The sequence below is a fragment of the Arcobacter sp. ISO1 genome (genome assembly GCF_058105185.1).
The window spans coordinates 3075932-3100224 of record NZ_CM176573.1; the positions used below are offsets into that span (position 1 = coordinate 3075932).

Consider the following 24293-nt stretch of genomic DNA (forward strand, 5'->3'; position numbering starts at 1 on the left):
TTATTTAGATTAAAGTCTCTTTAAATACATCTTCAATTGTATCTACTGCTTTAATCTCCATAGCTTCTTTAACCTCATCAGGGATTTCTTCTAAATCTCTTTGATAATTTTTTCTAGGGATTAAAGCAAGTTTCATTTTTGCTTTATAAGCAGCAATTAATTTCTCTTTTAATCCACCAATTGGTAATACTTTTCCCGTTAAAGTTAATTCTCCAGTCATAGCAACATCAGACTTAACTTCTCTTTCACTTAAAATTGAAGCAATTGTAACAGCCATAGTTATACCTGCACTTGGTCCATCTTTTGGAGTTGCACCTTCTGGAATATGCAAGTGGATATCATATCTTTTGTAAACCTCACTTGGGTCTACTTTAGTTTTCTCCTCTTCCTCTTTTGCTGTTTTAGGAATAATTGAATCTTTGATTTTTAGTTTCTTAGAATCAATTAGAAGTTTAACAACAGAATATGAGATTCTTGAAGATTCTTTCATAACATCTCCAAGATTTCCCGTTACATTTAAAATCCCTTTTCCTCTTAGTTTAACAGCTTCAGTTTTAAGAACATCTCCCCCAACTGCAGTCCAAGCTAAACCATTGGTAACACCAATTTGATTTTTCTTTTCAGCTGGATCTATTTCAAAAATAGGATTATCTAAATACTCTTTTAGATTTTTTGTATTTATTGAAACTTTTTTACATTCTGGATTTTTAAGAAGTTTTTTTACTGCTTTTCTAAATAGTTTTGCAAATACTCGTCTTAAGTTTCTAACCCCAGCTTCTCTAGTATATTTAGAGATAATTGTTTCTATAGTTGTTTTTGAAAGTGTTATTTCACTTCTTTTTAAACCATGCTTCTCTAACTCTTGAGGGATTAGATAATCTTTGGCAATATAGTACTTCTCATTTGGAGTATATGAACTAATCTCAATAAACTCCATTCTATCCCTTAAAGCTGGTGGGATTCTTCTAGCATCATTTGCAGTTGATACAAAAATACATTGAGATAAATCAATCGCAAAATTTAAGTATAAATCCCTAAATTCATGGTTTTGTTCTGGGTCTAAAACCTCAAGCATAACAGCAGTTGGGTCACCTCTATGATTAGCACCTAACTTATCAATCTCATCTAGAACAATTACAGGATTCATTTTTTTAGCATCGGTTAAACCCTTTACTATTCTACCTGGCATTGCTCCAACATAAGTTCTTCTATGACCTCTTAATTCATTTACATCTTCCATCCCACCAAGAGCAACTCTTACAAGTGGTCTTTTTAATGCCAAAGAGATAGAATTTGCTAATGAAGTTTTACCTACACCAGGAGGTCCCACAAAACATAAAACTGTCCCTTTTGATTTTAAGCTTTCAATCTTTCTTTGCTCTAACATCTCTTTTACAGCAAAGTATTCAGAAATTCTTTCTTTTGGTACTTTTAATGAATAATGGTCATTGTTTAATTGATCTTCTACACTTTTTACAGTGATTTTTTCATCTGAAAATTCACCAAATGGTATATCTAAAACATTTTCAATATATGTTTGAAGTAAGGCACTATCAGGAGAATCCTGATGCATTCTACTTAATTTTTCAATTTGTTTTTTTGTTTCTTTATAACCATCAATTGGCATATGTTTTTTAAGTTTTTTAAGCTTTTTCTTGTAAGCTTTAATCTCATTTTCTTTTTGGTTATCCCCACCGAGCTCTTTTTGTATAGCTTTAATTTGTTCTTTTAGGAAATAATCTTTGTGTGTTTTTTCAATTTTTGAATTTACTTTTTGAGTAATCTCTTTTTGAATTTTAAAGCTTTCAATCTCTTTTTTAATTGTTTCAACTACTTCAAGAAGTCTTTTTTCAATATTTGTTTCAGAAAAAAGATTATAAGCATCCTCTTTTTTTACCCTTAAAACTGATGAAATTAAATCTGCAATTCTAGTTGCATCATCATTTTCTTCAATTGTTTTTATTAAATCAGCTGGAAACTTTGAGTTGATTCTTGATAATTTCTTAACTTGTTCTCTTAATACATCAACTATTGAGTCTACACTTTCTTTTGAATACTCTTCATCTTGTAACTTATCAACTTCAACATAAATAGGACTTTCAATATTAAAACTTTCTATTTTTCCTTTTGCTAAACCTTGGAAAAGTACTTTAATTTTACCGTCAGGCAAACTAACTTTTCTCATAATATTTCCAATAACGCCTACATCATAGAAGCTACCCTCTTCTCTTTTTCCCTCAAACCCTGGTTTACTAACACTAACTATTACAAGTTTGTTAAATTCAATTGCATCTTCTACTGCTTTAATATTTTCTTCATTACTTAAAAATAAAGGTGCAATCATAAAAGGATATAAAAATACATCATCCTCAATAATTAATGGTATTTGTTGTGGGAAAGAATCATAATTTTCTAATTCCATATATTCTAACTCCTAATTTTCTATTTAAAATAAACTTTATCTAAAAACATATTTCTTTCAAATGGATATCTGTAGAATGGAACATCTACTTCTTCTATCTCTTTTGGTTCAACCCAAGAATCTTTAGCTTTTTTTAAATAATAGATTGCTGCTTTTTCTTTACCTAATCTATTATATAAATCAGAAATATCTTTATCTAAAGATGCCTTTGCCATAAATAGTCTTCCACTCATTGTATTTACTAATGGCATATATGGTGACCTTGGAAAAGTCTTTTTAAAATTGTCAATCTCAACAATTGTATCTTCAATTAATTGTTGATCCCTTAAATCATATGCAAATCCCATAAAATTTGCTTTAATTTTTAAATATCTTACATAATCAATATTTTTACTTAAAGCATATCTTTTGATATATTCATCAAGATAAAAATTTGCCAATTGATATTCTTCTTCATCCATATGTCCATTTGCAAGGATAAGCAGTGCAGTAGGCAATAAAGGTGAATTTCTATGCTCACTCTCTAAAGAAGTATATGTATCATCAGCATCCTCTAAATATCCAGTACTAATCTCAGTGATCATTTTGTTGTACCAGTATAATGCAGGCTTTCCATATTCTTGAATTTTTTCTGATTTTTGTGAACAAGCAGTGAATGTAAACGCTATTCCTGCGACAAGAAGTAAATTTCTAAATTTAAAAAGATATCTCATTTTAATAATCCTTATATCGTAAAAGCAATATTCTATCTAATAAATCCTTGCTACTTACTTACTTTTTTTGACCTAATTTTATCAATTAGCTATAATAAACTAAATAATTAAATAAGGTTTATAAGAATGAAATTAACTCTAATAGGAAATGGTTTTATGGCACAAGCTCTTGCAAAGGGTTTAATAAATAATTTTGAAGTTGAAATTATTGGAAGGGATTTAAATAAATTAAATCAGTTAAAAGAAATGATCCCAGGTATTGAAGTAAGAGAAATATCTGATAATGAAGATATGACAGATAAAAACATAATTTTATGTGTAAAACCCTATGCGCTTCAAAGTGTAGCGGCACGTCTTGAGGGGGAAGCAAATATTTTATTCTCAATATTAGCTGGTACTCAACTAGACACACTAAAAAAACAAATTAAATCTAAATATTATGTAAGAACTATGCCAAATGTAGCAGCTTCAGTTTCTAGTTCAACTACAACTATAACAGGTGATTTGGAGGCTAAAAATCTTGCAATTGAATTGTTTTCTTATATAGGTAAAGCTGTTTGGGTAAATACAGAAAAACAGCTTGATATTGCAACTGCTGTTGCAGGTAGTGGTCCAGCATTTTTAAGTTTAATTGCTGAAAGTTTAAGTGATGGGGCTGTTAAAGCTGGATTAGAAAGAGAGATTAGTAATGAGCTTGTTCAAGGCTTATTTGAAGGTTTTGCAAAACTTCTTGATAAATCACACCCTGCACTTATTAAAGATTCTGTGATGAGTCCAGGTGGTACAACGGCAGCTGGTTTTGCTAAACTTGAAGAGGGAGCGGTGAGGGATGCGATGATTAAAACAATTGAAGCATCATATGAAAAAGCTTGCGAAATTGGAAAAAAATAGCTTTACTTTATTTGAAACTTTAGTAAGCGTATTTCTTTTATCTATTGTTATAGTTGGCTTTTCAAAAGTTTCCAGCTATGACAATTTTGATGAAGAGTATATGAGATTAAATGAATTGGAAAATTCATTTAATACAGATTTTTACTCTTCAAACTTTACAAATACAAACTCCATTATAAAAATCATTATAAATGATTCAGAGATTAAAAATCTAAATGTTAAGAAAATTGAATATAAAGATAAAAAGATAAATCTTTACAAATATGAGATAAACTAAATGAGAAAAAGTTTTTCTTTATTTGAACTAATACTTGTAGTTTTTATAAGTTCGCTTGTAATTATCTCATCACTATCCTTTGCTAAAAATATTCAAGAGCTACAAATAGAAAATCAAGAATTAGCAATATTAAAAATTGATTTAAATGCCACAAAGATTTTTTTAGAAAAACATAAAAGCAACTTGTCAAGCAATTTGAAATTTAAAAACAATACTCTATATTTTGAAAATTCTACATTATTAACAAATGTAAAATTATTTTCCTTAAACAAAGAAACTGATTTAATAACTATTAAAATTAATCTAAAAGATAAAATATCTCAAGTTTGGAAGATACAAAATGATTAAGTCATTTACTCTTTTTTCAACTATTATTTTAGTATTTATTTTTTCAATAATCTCTATAAATTTATATGAATTAAAATCTATAAACTCTGTGAATACTCAAAACCAGTACAAATATATTCAAGCAAACAACCATCTACATTTTTTAGAAAAATTTATTGAAACTTTAGAAGATATTGAAACTTTAGATAAGATTCAAATTGAAAATACAAAATTTGAAATCATCGCTTTATTTAAAAAAGTATCTGAAGAAAAATATGAAATCGAAATGTCTGTAAGGGCAATTGGTTTTAATGTAAGAGTATATAAATCTATTTTCTTAAGCAAATAATCTAACTTTAGGTTTTTTTTACAAGCTTTTGAGTAAACTTCCACCTTAAAAATATAATTTATATAAAATATTTATGTAATTTTAATAAAACTTATTAAGAAGGACAAGATATGAACTCTGTAATTATTGCAGTTAGTTTAATGGTTTTACTCTCACTTTTAAGAGTAAATATAGTTATTGCTTTAATTGTTGGAGCTATAGTTGGGGGATTAAGTGCAGGACTTGATTTAAATGAAACAATAAAAGCTTTTAACAGTGGATTAGGTAACGGTGCAACAATTGCCTTAAGTTATGTAATGTTAGGAACCTTTGCTGTTGCTATTTCAAAGTCTGGTATAACTGATTTATTATCAAATATGATAATTAAAAAAGTATCTTCAGATGAATCTTCTTTAGGATTTATTTATGTAAAATACTTAATGTTAGCACTTATTTTATTTGCTGCAATCTCATCTCAAAATCTTGTTCCAGTTCATATTGCTTTTATTCCGATTTTAATTCCACCTCTACTTCACTCAATGGCAAAACTACAATTAGATAGAAGAGTAATTGCTTGTATAATCACCTTTGGTTTAGTTGCTACATATATGTTACTTCCTGTTGGCTTTGGAGGAATCTTCTTAAATGAAATATTATTAAAAAGCCTAGTTGATAATGGTGTTAAAGCAACTTCAGCTCAGCTTCCTACAGCTATGGCAATTCCTGTATTTGGTATGTTTTTAGGTTTATTAGTTGCTATTTTCTTTTCATATAAAGAAAAAAGAAGTTATGACATAAGTAAAATATTAGAAATTGAATCAGAAAAAAAAGAGATTAATTTTTTTCATATCTTTGTTGCTTTAATTTCAGTTATTACTGCTTTGGCTTTACAAGTTTACACAAATTCGATTATTTTAGGTTCTTTAGCAGGTTTTATAATTTTCATTGTTGCAGGAGTAATTAAGGCAAATCAAACCCAAGATTTTTTTACAAAGGGTTTAAAAATGATGGGTATGATTGGATTTATAATGATTGCAGCAAATGGTTTTGCAAGTGTTATCAACTCAACAGGAGCAGTTGAAACATTAGTCTCATCAGTTGTAGATATTATTGGGGATAATAAATCATTGGCAGTTTTATTGATGCTTCTTGTTGGATTATTTATTACTATGGGAATTGGTTCATCTTTTTCAACTATTCCAATTATTGCAACTATTTATGCACCATTATGTTTACAATTAGACTTTTCAGTTATGGCAACAATAACGATTATTGGAACTGCTGCTGCATTAGGTGATGCTGGAAGTCCTGCTTCAGATAGTACATTAGGACCAACTTCAGGACTTAATGTTGATGGACAACATGATCACATTTGGGATTCAGTCGTACCAACATTTTTACACTATAATATTCCACTAGTTATATTTGGATGGATTGCTGCAGTATACGTATTTTAAAATAAAAGTAGAGAAAACTCTACTTTTATAAAATCACTTCTAAAACTTTTTTTGCCAATTTTAATGCCTTTGTTCGATGGGAGAAATCTTTTTTTACTTCATAACCTAACTCTCCTAATGTTTTATCAAAACCATTTGCTATAAACATAGGGTCATATCCAAAACCACCCTCACCTTTCTCCTCATGTATAACATTTCCATGCATCCATCCATGAACAGTATAAGTTTCATTCTTATAAACAATTGCTATACAAGCTGTATAATAAGCTGGTGTCTTTGATAAATTTTTTTCTTTTAACTTTGAGATTAACTTTGCATTATTTTCTTTATCACTAGAACCAACTCCAGCGTACCTAGCTGAGTAAATTCCTGGTTCATTATTAATTGCTGGAACTGTAATTCCACTATCATCTGAGATTACTACAATATTGTCATCTGGATATTCTAAAACAATTTTTTCATAGATCTCAACAGCTTTTTTTATAGCATTTCCTTGAAAAGTATCTTTATCTTCAGTAACTTCAAAATCACCAATTAACTCTTTAAAAGCAATAACCTCATCATTTGGCATAAGCTTTTTAAACTCTTCAATTTTCCCTTTATTGCCACTAGCTAAAACAATTTTCATAAATATCCTTTACTTTCACACTTTAACAGTAATTTTAACTTAAATCAATTATAATCTGCTCTATTTTAAAATACTTGGGATTATATATGATTAAATCTATTTTACCTCTTAGTTCAATTATTGCACTAAGATTCTTTGGTCTATTTTTAGTTTTACCTGTTCTTTCAGTTTATGCGATAAATCTTCATGGTGCAACAACAACACTTGTAGGAGTAGTTGTTGGTGGTTATGCATTAACACAGATGATTTTTCAAATTCCATTTGGAATAATGAGTGATAAATTAGGGAGAAAAGGTACTATTATAACAGGCCTTTTACTTTTTGCTATTGGTTCAATTTTTTGTGCCATTGCAACTGATATTTTAACTCTTATGTTAGGACGGTTTTTACAAGGTGCTGGAGCTATTGGAGCAGTAGTTACAGCTATGATTAGTGATTTAGTAAAAGAGGAACAAAGACCAAAAGCTATGGCTGTAATGGGTATGGCTATTGGTGTAAGTTTTGCTGCATCTATGATTTTAGGACCAACAATAGGTTCATTTGCTGGTGTTGAAAGTCTATTTTATATTACTACAGTAATTGCACTTGGTTCAATTGTTGTATTATTAAAAGCCGTACCAAATCCACCAAAAATCGAACACTCTTATAATGGTAAATCAAAACTTCCAGAAGTTTTAGGAAATGCAAACTTAATGAAAATGAACATAACAAACTTTTTACAAAAAGGTTTGATGACATTTGCATTTATGATTATTCCAATGGTTTTAATCAAAAACTTCCAATGGGAGATGTCTGAACTTTGGAAAGTTTACCTTCCTTCTATGATATTTGGATTTTTAGCTATGGCACCCGCTGCTATTTTAGCTGAGAAAAAAGGTAAATTTAAAGAAATTCTTATGATTGGTATTGTTTTCTTTGCTGTTTCATACTTAATTATTGGATTAAGTTCATCTGCAACGTTTTTTGTTATTGGTGTTGTTATTTTCTTTATTGGATTTAACATGCATGAACCAATTATGCAATCTCTTGCTTCAAAATTTGCTAAAGTTCATCAAAGGGGATTAGTACTAGGTATATTTAACTCTTTTGGATATTTTGGAACATTCTTAGGTGGTCTATTAGGTGGTCTATTTTTTGAAAAAGTTACATTATCATCACTTGTTATTGTTATTGCAGTAATTTGTGTTTTATGGATTATTTTAATCTTAACTATGCCAAATCCAGCTAAGAAAAAACTATCTTATATACCAATAGATGATACTACTTTAAGTAATACTTCTAAGTTAGATTCTATTGTGGGGATTGATGAGTGGTACATAAATAAAACTGAAAATGTAGTTATTATAAAATATGATAGTGAAAAACTTCAGGAAGATACAATTTTAAATACCTTAAAATAGTAAATAAACTCACTAGGAGAGAATATGAAAAAAATATTTTTCTTATCTTTTTTTCTTTTCTCTTCTATCTTAACAAGTAGTTCTGCACAAAAAACTTATAATATCACTGAAAATCAATTATCCAAAATAATCGCTAAATATGGAGAAAAAGCTCAAAGAAGAGTTGAAATCTGGGATAATGTAATCCAAAATGCAAAATCAAAAGATATCTTACATAAGTTAAAAGATGTAAATGATTTTTGGAATAAATTAAGATATAAAAGGGATATTGCCCATTGGAAAAAGAATGATTACTGGGCAACACCTTTTGAGTTTTTAGGTACAGGAGCTGGGGATTGTGAAGATTATGCTATTGCAAAATATTATAGTTTAAAAAAATTAGGTGTTCCTGATAGTAAACTTAGGATAACCTATGTAAAATTAAAACGATTAAGAACAAAATATGAAGAGGCTCATATGGTATTAACCTATTACCATAAACCTGGAGCTACCCCTATTGTTCTTGATAATGTAAACAAAAAACTAAAATTAGCTAGTAAAAGGCCAGATTTAAGACCAATTTACAGCTTCAATGCAACGGGACTTTGGCAAGCAAAAAACAGAGGTAAAACTTCTGTTAGAGTTGGTTCAAACAATTTAAGAAATTGGAAATCTATGTTAAGTAGAATATAAAAAGGAAATTCATGTCACTATCTAAACAACTATATTTAATTATCGCTATTATCTTTTTCATTATTTTTAGTGGAAATTTTTTAATAAGTGTAAAAAATATGAAAGAGTACCTTGAAGTAGAATCTGCAACAAAAGCTCAAGATACAGCTACATCTATAGGGATGAGCTTAAGACCTTTAATTAAAGATAAAAATGATCCAGAGATTGAATCTATAATTAAAGTAATTTCAAATAGTGGTTTTTACAAGGAGATTAGACTTGAAGATGCTGACTTTACAATTAAATCAAGTGAATTGATTGGTGCAGCTAAACAATTAGATGATTCAAATTGGGAAATTGTGTCTGTAAGTGTTGATTCAAAATTTGGTAGTGTAGAAAAAGTTGGTGATGACAATTCTTTAAATGAACAGCTTTTAAAACTTGAAGGTGAAAGTGAAGACTTAGGTTTTGTTGAAGAGGTTAAAAATCAAGAGTATAGATTTATTCCATCAAATGCTTATAAACAAGGTGGAAATATAATTTTTAATATAAAAGCTAAAAAACCTAATGACACAATTATTACAACAGCAAAACTAAATATGAAAAAAGTTTTAATTGAAGAAAAAAGAGATATTAAATTTGAATATGTTCCTAACTGGTTTATAAATTTAATTCCAATTAACTTAGAAGAAAAAAGAAGTGAAATCTCTGATGGTTGGAATACAAGTGCAGTAATTTATGTAAGTCCAAATCCTGGGGAAGCATATGCAAAACTTTTTGAACAAGCTAAAAATTCGATTATCTATGCTTTTATTGCCTTTATTATTTCAATGATTTTTCTTTTAGTTTTTGTTCAATTCTTACTAAGACCCCTTAAAAAGATTGAAGCCTTAGCTAAAAATATCGCCCAAGCAAGATTTGATGTAATTGACCCACTACCTTGGACAATTGAGATTAAAAATGTTTCCATTGCAATGAATGACATGTCAAGAAAAATTGAATCAATGATCAATAAACTTACAAACAATATAAATGTTTTATCAAAAAAATTATCAGAGGATGAGTTAACAGGATTAGATTTAAAACAAACTTTAGAAACTGATATTAAACAAATGTTTATAAAAAAAGAGGATGGATTTATCTTTAGTATAAAGATTGACAATCTTGCAGCATATGCTAAAACCCATACAAAAGAAGAAGTTGACTCATATTTGATTAGTTTTTCAAAAATATTAAAAAATCTTAAATCAGATAATAGTTTAAATATTAATACATATAGAGTATTTGGTTCTGAATTTGCACTTTTAGCTAAAACTTGTGATAAAGATTGTGCTTTAGGTATTTGTTCAAGGTTAAAACTTGCCTTTGAAACATTAGGTGATGAATTAAAATTAACAGAGCTTGCTCATATTGGTGCAGCACCATTTAATGAACTAGCTTCAATTGACGAACTTTTACAAGGTGCAAATGAAGCCTATGAAAAAGCAAAACTTATTGGTCCAAATGAATTCTTTATTGGTGCAAAGAATGAACATTCAAGGGATATGAATCTTTGGAGAGAACTAATCAAGCAAATTATTACTGATAATGATTTTGATATCGACTTTATCAATGATGCATATAAAGTTGATGATGACACAAACGAGATAGTTATGCAAGAAGCATTTACAAAGGCAAAAGATAAAGAGAATAACCAAATACCAATTGGTACCTTTGTTTCTATTGCTGAAAAATATGAGATGATTGAGAGTTTTGATAAAGCTGTTATTGAAAAAGTTATTACTTATATGATATTAAACAATATAAACCACAAAATCTGTATAAACTTATCAATTGATTCAATTGGGAAAAAAGATTTTGTAAAATGGGTTCAAAATAGAATATCAAGAAATAAAGAGCTTGCATCCAAACTTGTGTTCTCATTAACAGCTTATTCTGTTGCAAAAGATATGGATATATTTAAAAATTTCTGTGATTCAATGCATGACTGTGATGCTAAAGTTATTATAAAAAGATTTGAAAGCAAATTTATACCAACAGAAAATTTAAAAGAGTTCAATGTTGATTATATTAGACTTGCTAGGGATTATACAACAGATATTGAAGAGGAGAGATCTAAACAAGAGTTCTTAGATTCTATTTGTGATTTAGCAAATCTACTAAATATCCAAATTTTTGCAGAAAATGTAAAAAGTGAAAAAGATTTAGCTATTTTAAAAAAAGTTAAACTTTTTGCATCAAGTAAATGTAAGAAATAAATTCTTTAATTTATAATTTATTAAAAAGTGTTTTTATGAAAAAAATAGAAAATATTCGTAATCTTTTAATTTTTATGTTAATGGTATTTTCAATATTTGTAATTTATATAATACTTGATAACACAAAAAACAATGAAACCTTTTTAAAAAAGATGATTATAAATGAAGCCGTTTCAAATTACAACAGTATAATAGATACAAGAAAATGGAACGCTTCACATGGTGGAGTTTATGTTAAACAAAATGAAGCTGTAAAACCAAATAAATACTTAAAAGACAAAACCCTTGAGACAAAAGATGGGGAAACACTTATTAAAATAAACCCTGCATGGATGACAAGACAGATTTCAGAAATTTCAAATAAAGACCACCAAAACTATTTTAAATTAACAAGTTTAAATCCAATAAATCCAAAAAATGCCCCCGATGATTTTGAAAAAGAAGCACTAAACTATTTTGAAAAAAATAAAATGGAACCTTTCTATTCGAAATTAAAAAAGGATTTCACAAAGTTTGACTTTATGGGTTCTTTAAAAGTAACAGAATCATGTCTTCAATGCCATGCTCATCAAGGCTATAAAATTGGAGATATAAGAGGTGGAATTAGAATCTCTATTCCCATAAAAGAGTATTATAAAACCTTTAATAAAATAAAAGAAAAAAGCCATACTTTAATTGCCCTTTTTTCTTTTTTAACAATTATACTGATTTTAGTTTTTATAAAAATATTCAAAAAACTAAGTGGAAATAATTTAGAAATAACTAAAAATCAAAAAGAGATTAAAGGACTAGAAAGAGATAAAGAAAAACTTCTTTTAAGATATGACAGAGCCTTAGAGGGAAGTAGAGATGGTTTATGGGATTGGGATTTAGTAAATGATAAGGTTTTTTTCTCCAAAAACTGGAAAAAAATGCTAGGCTTCGAAGATGATGAATTACCAAATGAACTTGATGAATGGACAAAAAGAGTTCATCCGGATGATATTGATGAAGCTATAAAAGATATAAAAGATAACCAAAATAAAAAAACTACTTATTATAAAAATATCCATAGAATGAAACATAAAAATGGTTTTTTTGTATGGATACTCGATAGAGGGAAAACCTACTATGATGAAGAGGGGAAAGCAATAAGAATGGTTGGTTTTCACTCTGATATTACAGAATTAAAAAATCTAGAGATTGATTTAAAAAATACAAAAAAAGAACTTTTAGAGTTTAAATTTATAATTGAAAGTGCTCCAGTTTCAATTGTAATTACAGATATTGAAGGAAAGATGACTTATGTAAATCCATATATTTGTCAGTTAAGTGCTTATTCAAAGGAAGAGTTAATAGGACTAAATCCAAAAATATTCAGAGGTGATTTTAGTAAAGAAACAGAACTTAAAATAAAAAATATGTGGGATAAAATTACTAGCAAAAAAACTTGGGGTGGAATATTTAAAAATAAAACAAAAAACAATAAAGATTTTTGGGTTACAATTACTGTTCTTCCAATTATAAATAGTAAGGGTGAAATTGTAAATTTTTTAGGGATTATGAGGGAAGTTACAAAAGAAGTTTATTTAGAAAAAGAGTTAAAAGAAAAAGAACAAATGATGTTAGCCCAATCAAAAAATGCAGCAATGGGTGAAATGATCAGTATGATTGCTCACCAATGGAGACAACCAATTACAACGATATCTATGAGTGCTAATAATATCATTGCAGATATTGAATTAAATGAATTTGATGAAAATGTTATCAAAGAGATTGCACACAATATTGGAGAACAAACTCAATTTTTATCAAAAACAATAGATGATTTTAGAAACTTTTTTAAAGAAGATAAAAAGATTGAAGAGTTTAAAGTTAGTGAACTAATAAACGAATTAGATACTATTTTACTAGCTTCAATTAAAAACAATAATATAATTTATAAAGTTGAATACGATAAAGATCTAAGTATAAGTACTCACAAAAGGGAGCTTTTACAGGTTTTACTTAATCTTGTAAAAAATGCAAAAGAAGCTCTTCTTGAAAACAAAGACAATAATAAAATAATACAACTATTTTTTAAAGAAGAAGGTGAGAATATTCAAATAACTGTACAAGATAATGCAGGTGGAATAAAAGAAGAAAACCTTGATAAAATTTTCAAAGCCTATTTCACAACAAAAAAAGAGATGAATGGAACAGGCCTTGGTTTATATATGTCAAAAATGATTATTGAAAAAAATCTAAAAGGAACATTAAAAGTTACAAATGAAAAAGATGGTGCCCAATTTATTATAAATATAAAAAAGAATCTAATTTGATGGATTGATATTTTTAATAGTATCCCTTAAATCATGAACTACACTAGATTGTTCATTTAACTTTCCATTTAAATTTAATATCTCTTGTGTTTTAACTTCAACAATATCATTGATTTTTCTAATCTCATTTTCATATTTTTCATTTAATGCCAGAGCTTTTTGATGGGCATTTGTAATATTTACTAAATTAGATTTTTGCATTTCAAGAATTCTCTTATAATGTCCATCTCTTTCTTTTAGTTTTTTTTCTAAAAAGTCAATTTCACTATTTGCTTTTTTTAATCTTTTCTCAGCATTTGAAGTTGAAAGTACTAAAGATTCATTTTTTGATTTTATAATCTCTAGCTCTTTGTCTAAAGATGAGATTCTTTCAATTGCATTTAAATTTGTTTTTTTGAATTCAAGATAATTTGTCATAACCTTTTTCTTGAATTCTCTTTTTTCAAGTTCCTCTTGAGTTGTTAAAAAACCTATTCCAATATGTTCATAAATCTTCTCATCAAAATCTTTTAAAGGAATAATTACATAATGTAAGAAATAAGAACTTCCATCTTTTGCTTTATTTTTAATTGTACCTTCCCAAGTATTACCTTCTTCTAGTTCTTCCCACATTTTATTAAAAACAGATTTTGGCATATCAGGATGTCTTACAATCTCATGTTCTTTTCCTAAAAGTTCCTCTTTTGAATATCCTGAAAGCTCACAGAAAAAATCATTCACATAAATAATCTCTTTGTTCGCATTAGTTTTAGAAACACTTGCAACCTTATCAAAAACCTCAGAAAACTGTTTCAATTTATTGTTTTCTACTTTTAATCTTTCTTCAAAAATTTTATTATCTCTAAATGCTTTTAATTTTTCTGCAGTTTTAAAAAGTGTTTTATTTAGGTTTACATAATCTACAGGTTTTGTAATAAAACCATCAACACCAAGTTTTATTGATTTTAAGAAATTATCCATTTCTGAATAAGCGGAAACAATAATAACATTCTGATTTGGGTTTATTTTTTTAATCTCTTCAGTTAACTCTAAACCATCAATTCCAGGCATTTTTATATCACTAATTACAATATCAAAGTCTCTATTATTTTGATAAAAATCTAAAGCATCATTTCCATTTGTTAGGTACATAACTTCTTTAAAAAACTTTGATAAATAATTAACTAACGTAGAAGCGATTGATTCATCATCTTCCACATACAATACCTTAAAATCTTTACATATCTCTTTTAATTCTTTTAAGTTTTCCATTTAGCATCCTATTTGATTATTTATTATAGCAAATTTTTTAAAATTACAAGGATTAAACTTTCATTAATGAAGGTATACTATAATTCTTTTTTTATTAAGGAAATATATGTTTGAAAAATTTATAAAGTTTTTTGTTGAAAACTCAAGAATGAACTATACACTTTTTGTGTTGGTTTTTGCCATTGGGGTCTGGTCATATAATAATACACCTAAGGAGATTTTTCCAAGTTTTGATATGGATATGATTTCTGTAAGAGGTTCATACACAGGTGCTTCAGTTGATATTCTAGATAAAATGGCAGTATCTGAGATAGAAGATAATTTAAAAAATATCGATAGTGTTGATGTTATGACTACAATGATTAGTCCAGGAAGTTTCTCTATTGTCTTAGAATTAAAAAAAGGTAAAAATAGATTTAACGAAGCAGATAAAATAAAAGATGCAATTGCAAATGTTAAATCAAATTTACCATCTGATATGGATGAGCCAACTGTAAATGTTTTAGAGAGATCAAGATCTCTTATTGATATCACGCTAACATCAGAAAAGTATAAAACAGATGAGTTAAAACCATTTGCAGATAATCTAAAAAGTAGACTTCTTGGTCTAGGTGGGATTAATGATATTACTATTTATGGGGATTCAGATAAGTATTTTGAGATTTTATTAGATGATAGAAAAATAGATGCTCTAAATCTAAATAAGAATAGTGTCTTTTCTGCAATCTCAACTTTGTCATATATTTTCCCTGTTGGAAAAATTGAAGGGGGAAATAAACACTACTATATCTCCACTTTCAATGGAGCTAAAACGGCCAAAGATTTTGCCAATACTCAAATTAGAATCAACAATCAAAACTTATATTTAAGTGATATTGCATTTATTTCAAAAAAATATGAAGATTCTTCAACAATCTACTCATTCAATGGTCAAAATGCACTTTCTTTAGCAATAGAACAAAGCAATAGTGCAGATGCTATTAAAATAGTACAAAATATTAAAAAAATTCTCCCAGAGATGAATAAAAAAAATCCAGATATCAAAATCTCAATTGCAGATGATAACTCTGAAAGAATTCTAGATAGACTTAATATTGTTGTGTCAAATATCATGCTTGGGATTATTCTTATTACTATTTTAGTAATGATTTTAATTAACTTTAGAATGTCATTTATTATAGCAGTAGGAATACCTACTTCATTTGTAATTGCAGCAGTTTATATGTATTTTAGTGGATATACCATAAATATGATCTCTTTAGTTGGAGTTTTAATTGCAATTGGTATTGTTGTTGATGATGCTATTGTTGTAAGTGAAAATATTCAACAACACATTGAAGAGGGATATCCTCCTAAAGAAGCTGCTATTATGGGTGCAAAGGAGATGTTTAAACCTGTAACGGTTGCTTCAATTACAACATTATTTTCATTTCTTCCAATTTTAATGATTAGTGGAACTATGGGTGAAGTTATGAAACTTATTCCTATTGCCCTTTCTGCTCTTGTTGTTGCCTCATTAATAGAGTCATTTGTATTCTTACCAATTCATGCAGCTCATACACTTAAAAATGGTGCTAAAGTTACATCATGGGAAAGAGCAAATAAAATCTATAATACTATATTGCATTTTTTCATGGATTGGAAAAAGACTTTCTTGATTATATTTATAATTGGTGTTCCAGTAGCAACTTTTTTTGCTATGAAAACTTCAAAATTCCAAATGTTTCCAAAATTTGATGGAACAGATGTAAAAATATCAATTAAAGCAAATGAAAATACAAAATTGGAAGATGCATTTAAAATTGTTCAATCAATTGAATCTGATATTATGGAAAAAGGTGATAAGTTTTTTGTAAGAAGTATAGATTCTGTTGCTGGATTTAGAAGAGATAATGGAGGGAATACAGAAAGATACCCATATGTTATGTATATGACTGTTGAACTTCAAAAACTAAAAGAAGCAAACTTCTTAGATAAATATGTAACTCCTTATTTATCATTTTATTATGATGATGAAGGAAGAACAAGAACAGAGAAATCAAGGCAAATTGCAAAAAAATTAAAAAATTTTATAGAAAAGAAAAACTATAAAGAGAAATTTAACCTTGAAGAGATAATCGTATTAGAAAGAAGAGTTGGTCCAGTTAAATCAGACCTTAAAATAGGTCTTGTTTCAAATGACAATACAAAAATCATAAATGGTATTGAGATGCTCCAAAAAGAACTTTCAAATATGAAAGGGATTAAAACAGTATCAAACTCTTTAAAATTTGGTATTGATGAGATTAAACTAAAAGTAAATGCCTATGGTGAACAATTAGGTATTGATGAAGCCTTTATTGGTTCATATCTATCAAATATGTATCTTTCAAAGAAAAAAGGAACAACCTTTGATGCAACAGATATGCTTGATATAAAAATAGAAAGTATCAATAAAGATAACTTTGAAAACTTCAAAAACTTAAGTGTTCCACTTAGTGATGGAACATTTATTTCTTTAAATCAAGTTGTTGATTTTAATGTAATTAGAGGATTTGAACAGCTTATAAAAGATAATGGTGAGAAAAACTTTTATGTCTTTGCTAATGTTGACCCAGAAATATTAACAGCAGGTGAAGCTTTAGAAAAAATCCAACCTATACTAGATAAGATAAGCGAGAATGACGTAAAAATTATCCTAAAAGGTGAGGCAGAAAAGCAAAAATCACTAAGACATGATATGTTATTAGCGACAGCTTTAGCATTAACACTTATTATGCTTTCTATGCTTTATTTATTCAACTCATTTAGGGAAACATTTATTTTAATGAGTGTTATTCCATTTTCACTTCTTGGGGTATTAATAGGTCATAAAGTTATGGGGCTTAATTTATCTATGCCATCAATGATTGGAGCGCTAGGACTTGCAGGTGTTGTTATAAATGATGGTATTATTATGATGACTTATCTTAAAAAAGCAAAAACCTTACACGATGTATTTGTTAGGGCAACAAAAAGGTTTAGACCAATTGTTCTTACAACAATTACGACACTTATTGGTATGAGTTCACTTATATTCTTCCCGACAGGTCAGGCGGTTATTTTCCAACCTATTGCTATTGGACTTGGATTTGGACTTTTATGGGGAACAATTTTAAATCTAATCTATCTACCAGTTATATATTCAATTTCCCATAAACTAAAAAAAGACAAGCAAGTTTAATTGCTTTGTCTTTTTTATAAGAATAAAAATAAAGTTTTTACTGTAAGTTCTTTAGGCTCTTCACCTAAAGCTTGTAAAGAGTTTTCAACATCATCAATCATTTGAGTTAATAAAACCTCAAATGAAAAATTTGATGAACTAAAAATTGTCTCTTTATTTTCTTTTATATATTTTAAATCTTTAATTTTAGAGTAATCAATAATTTCTTCTTCTTTAAAGATTTTTTGAAGTTCAACTTGCCAATTATTTTGCCAAGTTAAAAATAAGTAATTTCCATCTAAATCTTTTTCATGCTTAATCTTCCATCTTATAATTTGAAGATTCCCATGCATTTTTTTAAGCTTCTCTTCATCATATTCAAAAGCTCCAAGTTTATGTGAATCATTTAAATTATAAGTATCATGAATTAGATAATAAATACCCAAAATCAAATAGTCATTTCTATTTGCTATATCATCTTTACTAAAAGCAATTTGCAGGTAATCTTTATATTTTGTTAAAACTTGATTTCTATATTTTAATACAAAGCTACCATCCATCTCATTTAGTAGTGTATAAATTCTTTTTTCATACTTTTTACTAAAGGCTTTTGGGTTTCTAAGGTCTAGCTTCTTTTTTAAAGAGATTAGATGCTTTTGAATATCTTTATAGTCTTTTTTTATTATAGTTGCAGAGTTTGTTTGAAAAACTGATTTTACATCATCTTGTTTTGGTACACATGCTGTAAACAGCAGTGAAGTTATAAAAATGATTAATATATTTTTCACTGCCATCTTAAGCCTTTATAAACCAAGTGTTTTTAATTCATTTTCGATTTTTTCTAATTTTACTTTAGCATCTTCTAATGCTTGTTTGTTTTCACGCACAACTGCTTCAGGAGCATTTGCTACAAATCTTTCATTTGAAAGCATCCCATTTAGTTTATTTACTTCTTTTTCAACTTTCTCTTTTTGTTTTTCAAGTTTAGAAAAAATTGGTGTCATATCAATCTCACCAGTTGGTAAATAAACCTCTAAGTTATCACTTACATCGGTAATTGAATTTTCTTGTTTTTTGTCAACAAACTCAATATTCTCAACTTTTGCTAATTTTTCAATAAATGGTTTTGCAACAATAACATCAATTTGTTTATCTAATTTTATATAAGCTTTTGCAATTTTAGAATTACCCATATCTATAACTACTTTTGCTCTTCTTAATGCTGTAATTGCCTCTTCAATAATTGCAAACATCTCTTCAGTTTTTTCATCTTTTTTAACTTCTTTTGGAAAATTAGAAACCATTAATGATTTATCTCCATTTTCTAAAGATGTACCACTTAATTTGTGGTAAAGATAATCTGCAATAAAAGGCATAAATGGTGAAACCATTTTAAGTGTCTCTTTAAAGATTGCTCCAAGTTCTACAATTGATTCTTTACTAGCTTTTGAATACTCAATACCCCAATCACAAAACTCTGTCCAAACAAATCTATATAATGTTGAAGCTGCTTCATTAAATTTGAAATTTTCTAAAGTATCTCTTACCTCATCAACTGCATGAGATAATCTACTTTGCATATAAATACCTAGTGGAGTTTTGATTTCAACATCTTTTAAATCAGGGAATGTATCAACATTTAAAGTTAAGAAGTTAGAAGCATTATAAAGCTTATTTGTAAAGTTTCTAAATTGCTCTAAATTTTTTGCTCCAAGTTTTATATCTCTTCCTTGAACTGCTAAATAAGCAAGTGTAAATCTGATAATGTCAGCACTATGCTCCTCAACCATATCAAGTGGATCGATTACATTTCCTTTTGATTTAGACATTTTTGCACCATGTTCATCTCTAACAAGGGCATGCATATAAATATCTTTAAATGGTAACTCACCCATAAAGTGATCACCCATCATCATCATTCTAGCAACCCAGAAGAACATAATATCAAAGCCAGTGATAAGTAATGAATTGGGATAGAAGTTTTTCATATCCTCTTCAAGATTATAAAGTTCAGAAAGTTTCCCTTTGTTTCCCCAACCAAGTGGACTCATAGCCCATAAAGCTGAACTAAACCATGTATCTAATACATCTGGATCTTGAGTATAGTGTTTATTTCCACATTTAGGACAAGCTTCTGGCTCATCTTGTGTGTCTGCCCATTGGTGATTACATGAATCACAAGTAAATACTGGAATTCTATGTCCCCACCATAATTGTCTTGAGATACACCAAGGTCTTAATTCATCCATCCAAGCTGTATATGAATTTATCCAATGTTGTGGATGAAAATTATTGTGTGCCTTTGTTTTTGCAATTGAAGATTGTGCTACTTCTCGTGATAAAAACCATTGTTGAGAAATAAAAGGTTCAACAATATTTTTACATCTATAACAATGCCCTACTTGGTGAACATGCTCATCAATTTTTACAATAAACCCTTCATCTTGAAGTTTTTTTACGATTGGTTCTCTAGCTTCTAGTCTTTCTAATCCAGCAAACTCTCCACAATAATCATTTAAAATACCCTTATCATCAAAACAAGTAATAAACTCTAAATTGTGTCTTTTCCCAACTTCGTAGTCATTTTGATCGTGGGCTGGAGTTACTTTTACAACACCAGTTCCAAATTCCATATCAACGTGAGAGTCAGTAATAACTTTTATTTTTCTATTAGTTAGTGGAAGAATAACCTCTTTTCCAATAATATTTGTATATCTTTCATCATCTGGGTGAACCATAATAGCTGTATCCCCAAAATATGTTTCAGGTCTAGTTGTTGCAACTGTTACATGTCCAGAACCATCTGCAAAGTGATAATTCATATGATAAAATTTTCCATTTACCTCTTCATGTTCTACTTCGATATCAGATAAGGCACCATCGTGTGTACACCAATTTACCATATAATTATTTTGTGTAATATATCCATCATTATATAATGAAACGAAGGCTTCTTTAACAGCTTCTTTAAGCCCTTCATCCATAGTAAATCTTTCTCTTTTCCAAGCTGGAGTAACACCTAGTTTTCTCATTTGGTGAACAATATTTCCACCTGAAGTTTCTTTTTGTAACCAAGCTTTCTGTAAAAACTTCTCTCTTCCGATTTCTTCTTTTGTGGTACCTTCTGCTAATAATTGTTTTTCTACAACATTTTGTGTTGCAATACCAGCATGGTCAGTTCCAGGTTGCCATAAAGTTTTAAAACCATCCATTCTTTTAAATCTAGTAATAATATCTTGAAGTGTAAATGTTAAAGCATGACCAATATGTAAACTTCCTGTTACATTTGGTGGTGGCATCATAATTGCGAAATTCTTACCCTCTTCTTGAATATCTTTGTTTCCATCTATTTCAAAATAACCTCTATCTTCCCAGATTTTGTAATAGTTATCTTCTACTTTTGATGGCTCATATTTATTACTCATTTATATTCCTATTATGTTGATTGTTATATCTTTAAAATGTGCGATTATATCTAAATATTGATTTATATAAGTTAAGGCAGTAGATTTATAAAAATTTTGATATTGAAGTTGCTTTTGAAAAATCTATTTTTTCTGAAACTTCAATCTGAATTTTCGATTTTAGCATTAGTAAAAAAATATTTAGATGTTCAATATTTTTTTGAATATTTACTAAATGAGTCTTTAAAGTAGAAATAGTATTAGGTTTAAAAACCTCATTAAGTTTATGCTTTATTTGAGTTTCTCTTACCTTTTCAAGTTTAAGAATTTGATTTATTTCCTCAATTGCAAAATTAATTTCTCTTAAGTCTTCTTTTTCTTTATTTTCAATAACTTTACTTAACTTTGAGACTTCAATCTTTTGCATATAAATTCCTAATGTGAGATTTAATATACTAACACAAAAGTGTCTCAATAGTGTCTCATTTATGTTTATTTTCTAATTTTCTTCAGATTCTGTTCTAATTAATCCTGCTTCTTTTAAAAAAGGAGAATGGATAAAATCCATTTTTTTGATCTTATCAAACTTGGCATAACTTAAATAAAGTACATCTTTTGCTCTAGTTACTGCAACATAAAAAAGTCTTCTTTCCTCTTCTAAACTTCCACCTTTACTCATTAGTTTTCTATTTGGGAACCTTCCATCCATCAAATCAATTACAAAAACTTCTTTAAACTCTAAACCTTTACTAGCATGCACAGAAAGAAGATTTACCCCTTCCCCTTCACTCATCTCACCACCACCTAAAATCATTGAGTTTACAAACTTTGATAGGTCATTAAAGTTTCTTGAAAGCTGTTTTAAAAGCATTACTTTTCGATTTAATTTAGCTAATGCTTTTGCCTTCTGCACAGCATTTATTGTTCCATCTTTTTGGGTTGCTCTTTTTATAGATAGAAAATCTTTAAGTCTTGAATAAAGCATAGACCCTGTAATAGAAGTAATTAATGAATTTGGATTTTTAGTTCTTCTAATTTGTTTTATCAATAGATAAAAATCATAAATATATTTTGCGCTATCAACTGAAAGTTTTGGGTGTTTTAAGATTGGGTTTCCTAAAAATGACTCTTCAAAACCACAATCTTTAAATTTTGAAACTGAACCTAACTCAACAAAATCATCAAAAAGACCAAGTTGAATATTTTTGACTCTATTTGATTCATATGGATTTAAGATTGAATCATCTGGATGAAATAAGCCTTTAATAATATCCCCATGACCTAATTTAATTAAGGCATCGAAGATATCTTTTGCAATTGCCTTTCCAATACCTTTACCATGTTCTAAAATATGAATGAAGGCCATCATATCATTATGACTTAATTGCATAACAAGTAAATCTAAAACAAATTTAACCTCTACAGAATCAAAAAAAGACATTCCCCCTTTTCTTTTAGCTGGAATTCCATATTCTCTTAGATTTGCTTCTATCCCATCGGCACTTGAGTTATTTCTAAAAATAATTGCCATTTCATTATGAGGGGTTGAACTTTTTGAAATCAAATCAGAAATATGATGATATTGAGCAAAAAGCTCATTAAAGGCTAAAAGTTTTGGTGGAATTGTTACATCATTTCTCATAACTTGTAGATGTTTTTCATAAATTCTTTCATTATGTTCTATAACTTTTGTAGCTAAATCTAAAATGGGTTTAGAAGAACGATAGTTTTTTCTTAATGTAAAAACATTTGCATTGTTATATCTAGTTGAAAAAGTTGAGATAATTCCTATATCAGAACCATTAAAAGCATAAATACTTTGGTCATAATCACCTACACAAAATAAAGATTTTGGTTTAAATGCATCTAAAAGCCTTCCTTGTAAAGGGTTAGTATCTTGGTATTCATCTACAAGTATTTCTTTAAAAGGAAACTCATTTTCTTTTAGAGTATCAAGCATAATAGTTAATAAATCATCAAAATTTGCATAACCATACTTTACTTTTAGCTCATTAAATTCTAAAACAACATCTTCATAAATTGGAGTATAAATTTCATGGGCTTCATTTTTATTTTTAATCCATGTTCCTAAATCCTCTCCATCATTTGAGTTTAGATACAAAGAATAAAGGTCATATAAATAACCTCCATCATACGGATTAGCTTCGTCATCTCTATCATAAAAAACTCTTTTTTCATATAAAGATTTAAATAATGTTTTTAATTCACTTGGTTGCTTTAATGTAATATTTATACTCAATTCTTTTAAAAGTTTATAAGAAACAGAGTGAAAAGTTCCAGCCATAATCTTTTTTGCTGTTTCTTTTCCAAAAAATTTAGCAACCCTTGTAACCATTTCAGCAGCTGCTTTGTTTGTAAAAGTTAATAGTAATATCTCTTCAGGTTTTACGCCATTATTAATTAAGTTTGCAATTCTTCCTACAATTGTAGAAGTTTTTCCCGTACCAGCACTAGCAATAATAAGGTTAAACCCTTTTTCACATGTTGCAGCACTTAGTTGGTCTTCATTTAGATTAGATAAAGGCATTGATAATAAGTCTTAGGTAGTTTTTCATGGGGCGAATATTAGCAGTAATCTACTTTATTTTGGGTAAAAAAAAAGGCTCCCTAAGGAACCTTTTCACACACAAGGAAACAAATTCGGAAAACTTAAAAATTCGCAATTTTTAAATTAACTGAGAAAGGATTTCGCACGTCCTTTCTCTTTCCATAAAGAAATTATAATAGATTTGTATTAATCATAAAGTAATGAAAAGTTAATAGATAATTAATCACAAAGAATAA

The 24293-nt window shown here is 28.2% G+C and carries 18 protein-coding genes; 10 read left to right on the top strand and 8 right to left on the bottom strand.

What is annotated here, in order from left to right:
* Positions 1-4: 4 nt before the first annotated feature.
* Together lon and AC2TY9_RS15225 are read right to left on the bottom strand one after the other, a co-directional pair.
* Positions 5-2422: an endopeptidase La gene (gene lon / locus AC2TY9_RS15220; RefSeq protein ID WP_489778414.1), complete on the bottom strand. Its 2418-nt coding sequence runs from the start codon at positions 2420-2422 to the stop codon at positions 5-7.
* Positions 2423-2442: 20 nt separating this feature from the next.
* Complete coding sequence (locus AC2TY9_RS15225; RefSeq protein ID WP_489778416.1) at positions 2443-3135, bottom strand: outer membrane protein assembly factor BamD; 693 nt, start codon at positions 3133-3135, stop codon at positions 2443-2445.
* 126 nt (positions 3136-3261) lie between these two features.
* Here AC2TY9_RS15225 and AC2TY9_RS15230 point away from each other — a divergent pair, with 126 nt between their 5' ends.
* The 5 genes from AC2TY9_RS15230 (at position 3262) to AC2TY9_RS15250 (ending at position 6415) form a co-directional block, all read left to right on the top strand.
* Positions 3262-4026 (top strand): pyrroline-5-carboxylate reductase, encoded by a 765-nt coding sequence (locus AC2TY9_RS15230; protein WP_489778418.1) that lies wholly within the window; start codon positions 3262-3264, stop codon positions 4024-4026.
* Entirely contained in the window at positions 4013-4303 is a 291-nt protein-coding gene (locus tag AC2TY9_RS15235; RefSeq protein WP_489778420.1) for a type IV pilus modification PilV family protein, read from the top strand. The genes AC2TY9_RS15230 and AC2TY9_RS15235 overlap by 14 nt, the downstream gene beginning before the upstream one ends.
* On the top strand, positions 4304-4651 hold the full coding sequence (locus AC2TY9_RS15240; protein ID WP_489778421.1) for a hypothetical protein: 348 nt from the start codon (positions 4304-4306) through the stop codon (positions 4649-4651).
* Positions 4644-4979, top strand: coding sequence for a hypothetical protein (locus tag AC2TY9_RS15245; protein ID WP_489778423.1), 336 nt, complete (start codon positions 4644-4646; stop codon positions 4977-4979). Before AC2TY9_RS15240 ends, AC2TY9_RS15245 begins: the two co-directional genes overlap by 8 nt.
* Positions 4980-5089: 110 nt before the next feature.
* Complete coding sequence (locus AC2TY9_RS15250) at positions 5090-6415, top strand: Na+/H+ antiporter family protein (protein ID WP_489778424.1); 1326 nt, start codon at positions 5090-5092, stop codon at positions 6413-6415.
* A gap of 25 nt (positions 6416-6440) precedes the next feature.
* Here the strand turns inward: AC2TY9_RS15250 and AC2TY9_RS15255 are convergent, their stop codons facing one another.
* Positions 6441-7043 (bottom strand): non-canonical purine NTP pyrophosphatase, encoded by a 603-nt coding sequence (locus tag AC2TY9_RS15255; RefSeq protein ID WP_489778426.1) that lies wholly within the window; start codon positions 7041-7043, stop codon positions 6441-6443.
* An 86-nt stretch (positions 7044-7129) separates the two neighbouring features.
* On the opposite strand from AC2TY9_RS15255, the gene AC2TY9_RS15260 reads away from it, so the two are divergent.
* The 4 genes from AC2TY9_RS15260 to AC2TY9_RS15275 are packed head-to-tail and all read left to right on the top strand — an operon-like array spanning position 7130 to position 13652.
* Positions 7130-8443 carry an MFS transporter gene (locus AC2TY9_RS15260; RefSeq protein WP_489778427.1) on the top strand — a complete coding sequence of 438 codons (1314 nt, stop codon included), beginning with the start codon at positions 7130-7132 and terminating at the stop codon, positions 8441-8443.
* Positions 8444-8467: 24 nt separating this feature from the next.
* Positions 8468-9115 (top strand): transglutaminase-like cysteine peptidase, encoded by a 648-nt coding sequence (locus tag AC2TY9_RS15265; RefSeq protein WP_489778428.1) that lies wholly within the window; start codon positions 8468-8470, stop codon positions 9113-9115.
* A gap of 11 nt (positions 9116-9126) precedes the next feature.
* Positions 9127-11352, top strand: a complete 2226-nt coding sequence (locus AC2TY9_RS15270) for a bifunctional diguanylate cyclase/phosphodiesterase (protein WP_489778430.1) — start codon at positions 9127-9129, stop codon at positions 11350-11352.
* A gap of 35 nt (positions 11353-11387) precedes the next feature.
* Complete coding sequence (locus AC2TY9_RS15275; protein WP_489778431.1) at positions 11388-13652, top strand: PAS domain S-box protein; 2265 nt, start codon at positions 11388-11390, stop codon at positions 13650-13652.
* Here the strand turns inward: AC2TY9_RS15275 and AC2TY9_RS15280 are convergent.
* Positions 13644-14903 carry a response regulator gene (locus AC2TY9_RS15280; RefSeq protein ID WP_489778433.1) on the bottom strand — a complete coding sequence of 420 codons (1260 nt, stop codon included), beginning with the start codon at positions 14901-14903 and terminating at the stop codon, positions 13644-13646. The two genes, AC2TY9_RS15275 and AC2TY9_RS15280, sit on opposite strands and share 9 nt — an antisense overlap.
* A gap of 106 nt (positions 14904-15009) precedes the next feature.
* On the opposite strand from AC2TY9_RS15280, the gene AC2TY9_RS15285 reads away from it, so the two are divergent.
* On the top strand, positions 15010-18105 hold the full coding sequence (locus tag AC2TY9_RS15285) for an efflux RND transporter permease subunit (RefSeq protein WP_489778434.1): 3096 nt from the start codon (positions 15010-15012) through the stop codon (positions 18103-18105).
* A gap of 14 nt (positions 18106-18119) precedes the next feature.
* On the opposite strand, the gene AC2TY9_RS15290 is transcribed toward AC2TY9_RS15285, so the two are convergent.
* From AC2TY9_RS15290 to AC2TY9_RS15305, 4 genes are all read right to left on the bottom strand, one after another.
* Positions 18120-18878 carry a hypothetical protein gene (locus AC2TY9_RS15290; RefSeq protein ID WP_489778435.1) on the bottom strand — a complete coding sequence of 253 codons (759 nt, stop codon included), beginning with the start codon at positions 18876-18878 and terminating at the stop codon, positions 18120-18122.
* A 9-nt stretch (positions 18879-18887) separates the two neighbouring features.
* Entirely contained in the window at positions 18888-21509 is a 2622-nt protein-coding gene (locus AC2TY9_RS15295; RefSeq protein ID WP_489778436.1) for a valine--tRNA ligase, read from the bottom strand.
* Between the two features lie 85 nt (positions 21510-21594).
* Positions 21595-21915 carry a hypothetical protein gene (locus tag AC2TY9_RS15300; protein WP_489778437.1) on the bottom strand — a complete coding sequence of 107 codons (321 nt, stop codon included), beginning with the start codon at positions 21913-21915 and terminating at the stop codon, positions 21595-21597.
* Between the two features lie 72 nt (positions 21916-21987).
* The gene (locus AC2TY9_RS15305) at positions 21988-24036 is read right to left on the bottom strand and encodes an ATP-dependent helicase (protein WP_489778439.1); all 2049 of its coding nucleotides are present in this window, start codon (positions 24034-24036) and stop codon (positions 21988-21990) included.
* Between the last annotated feature and the right edge of the window lie 257 nt (positions 24037-24293).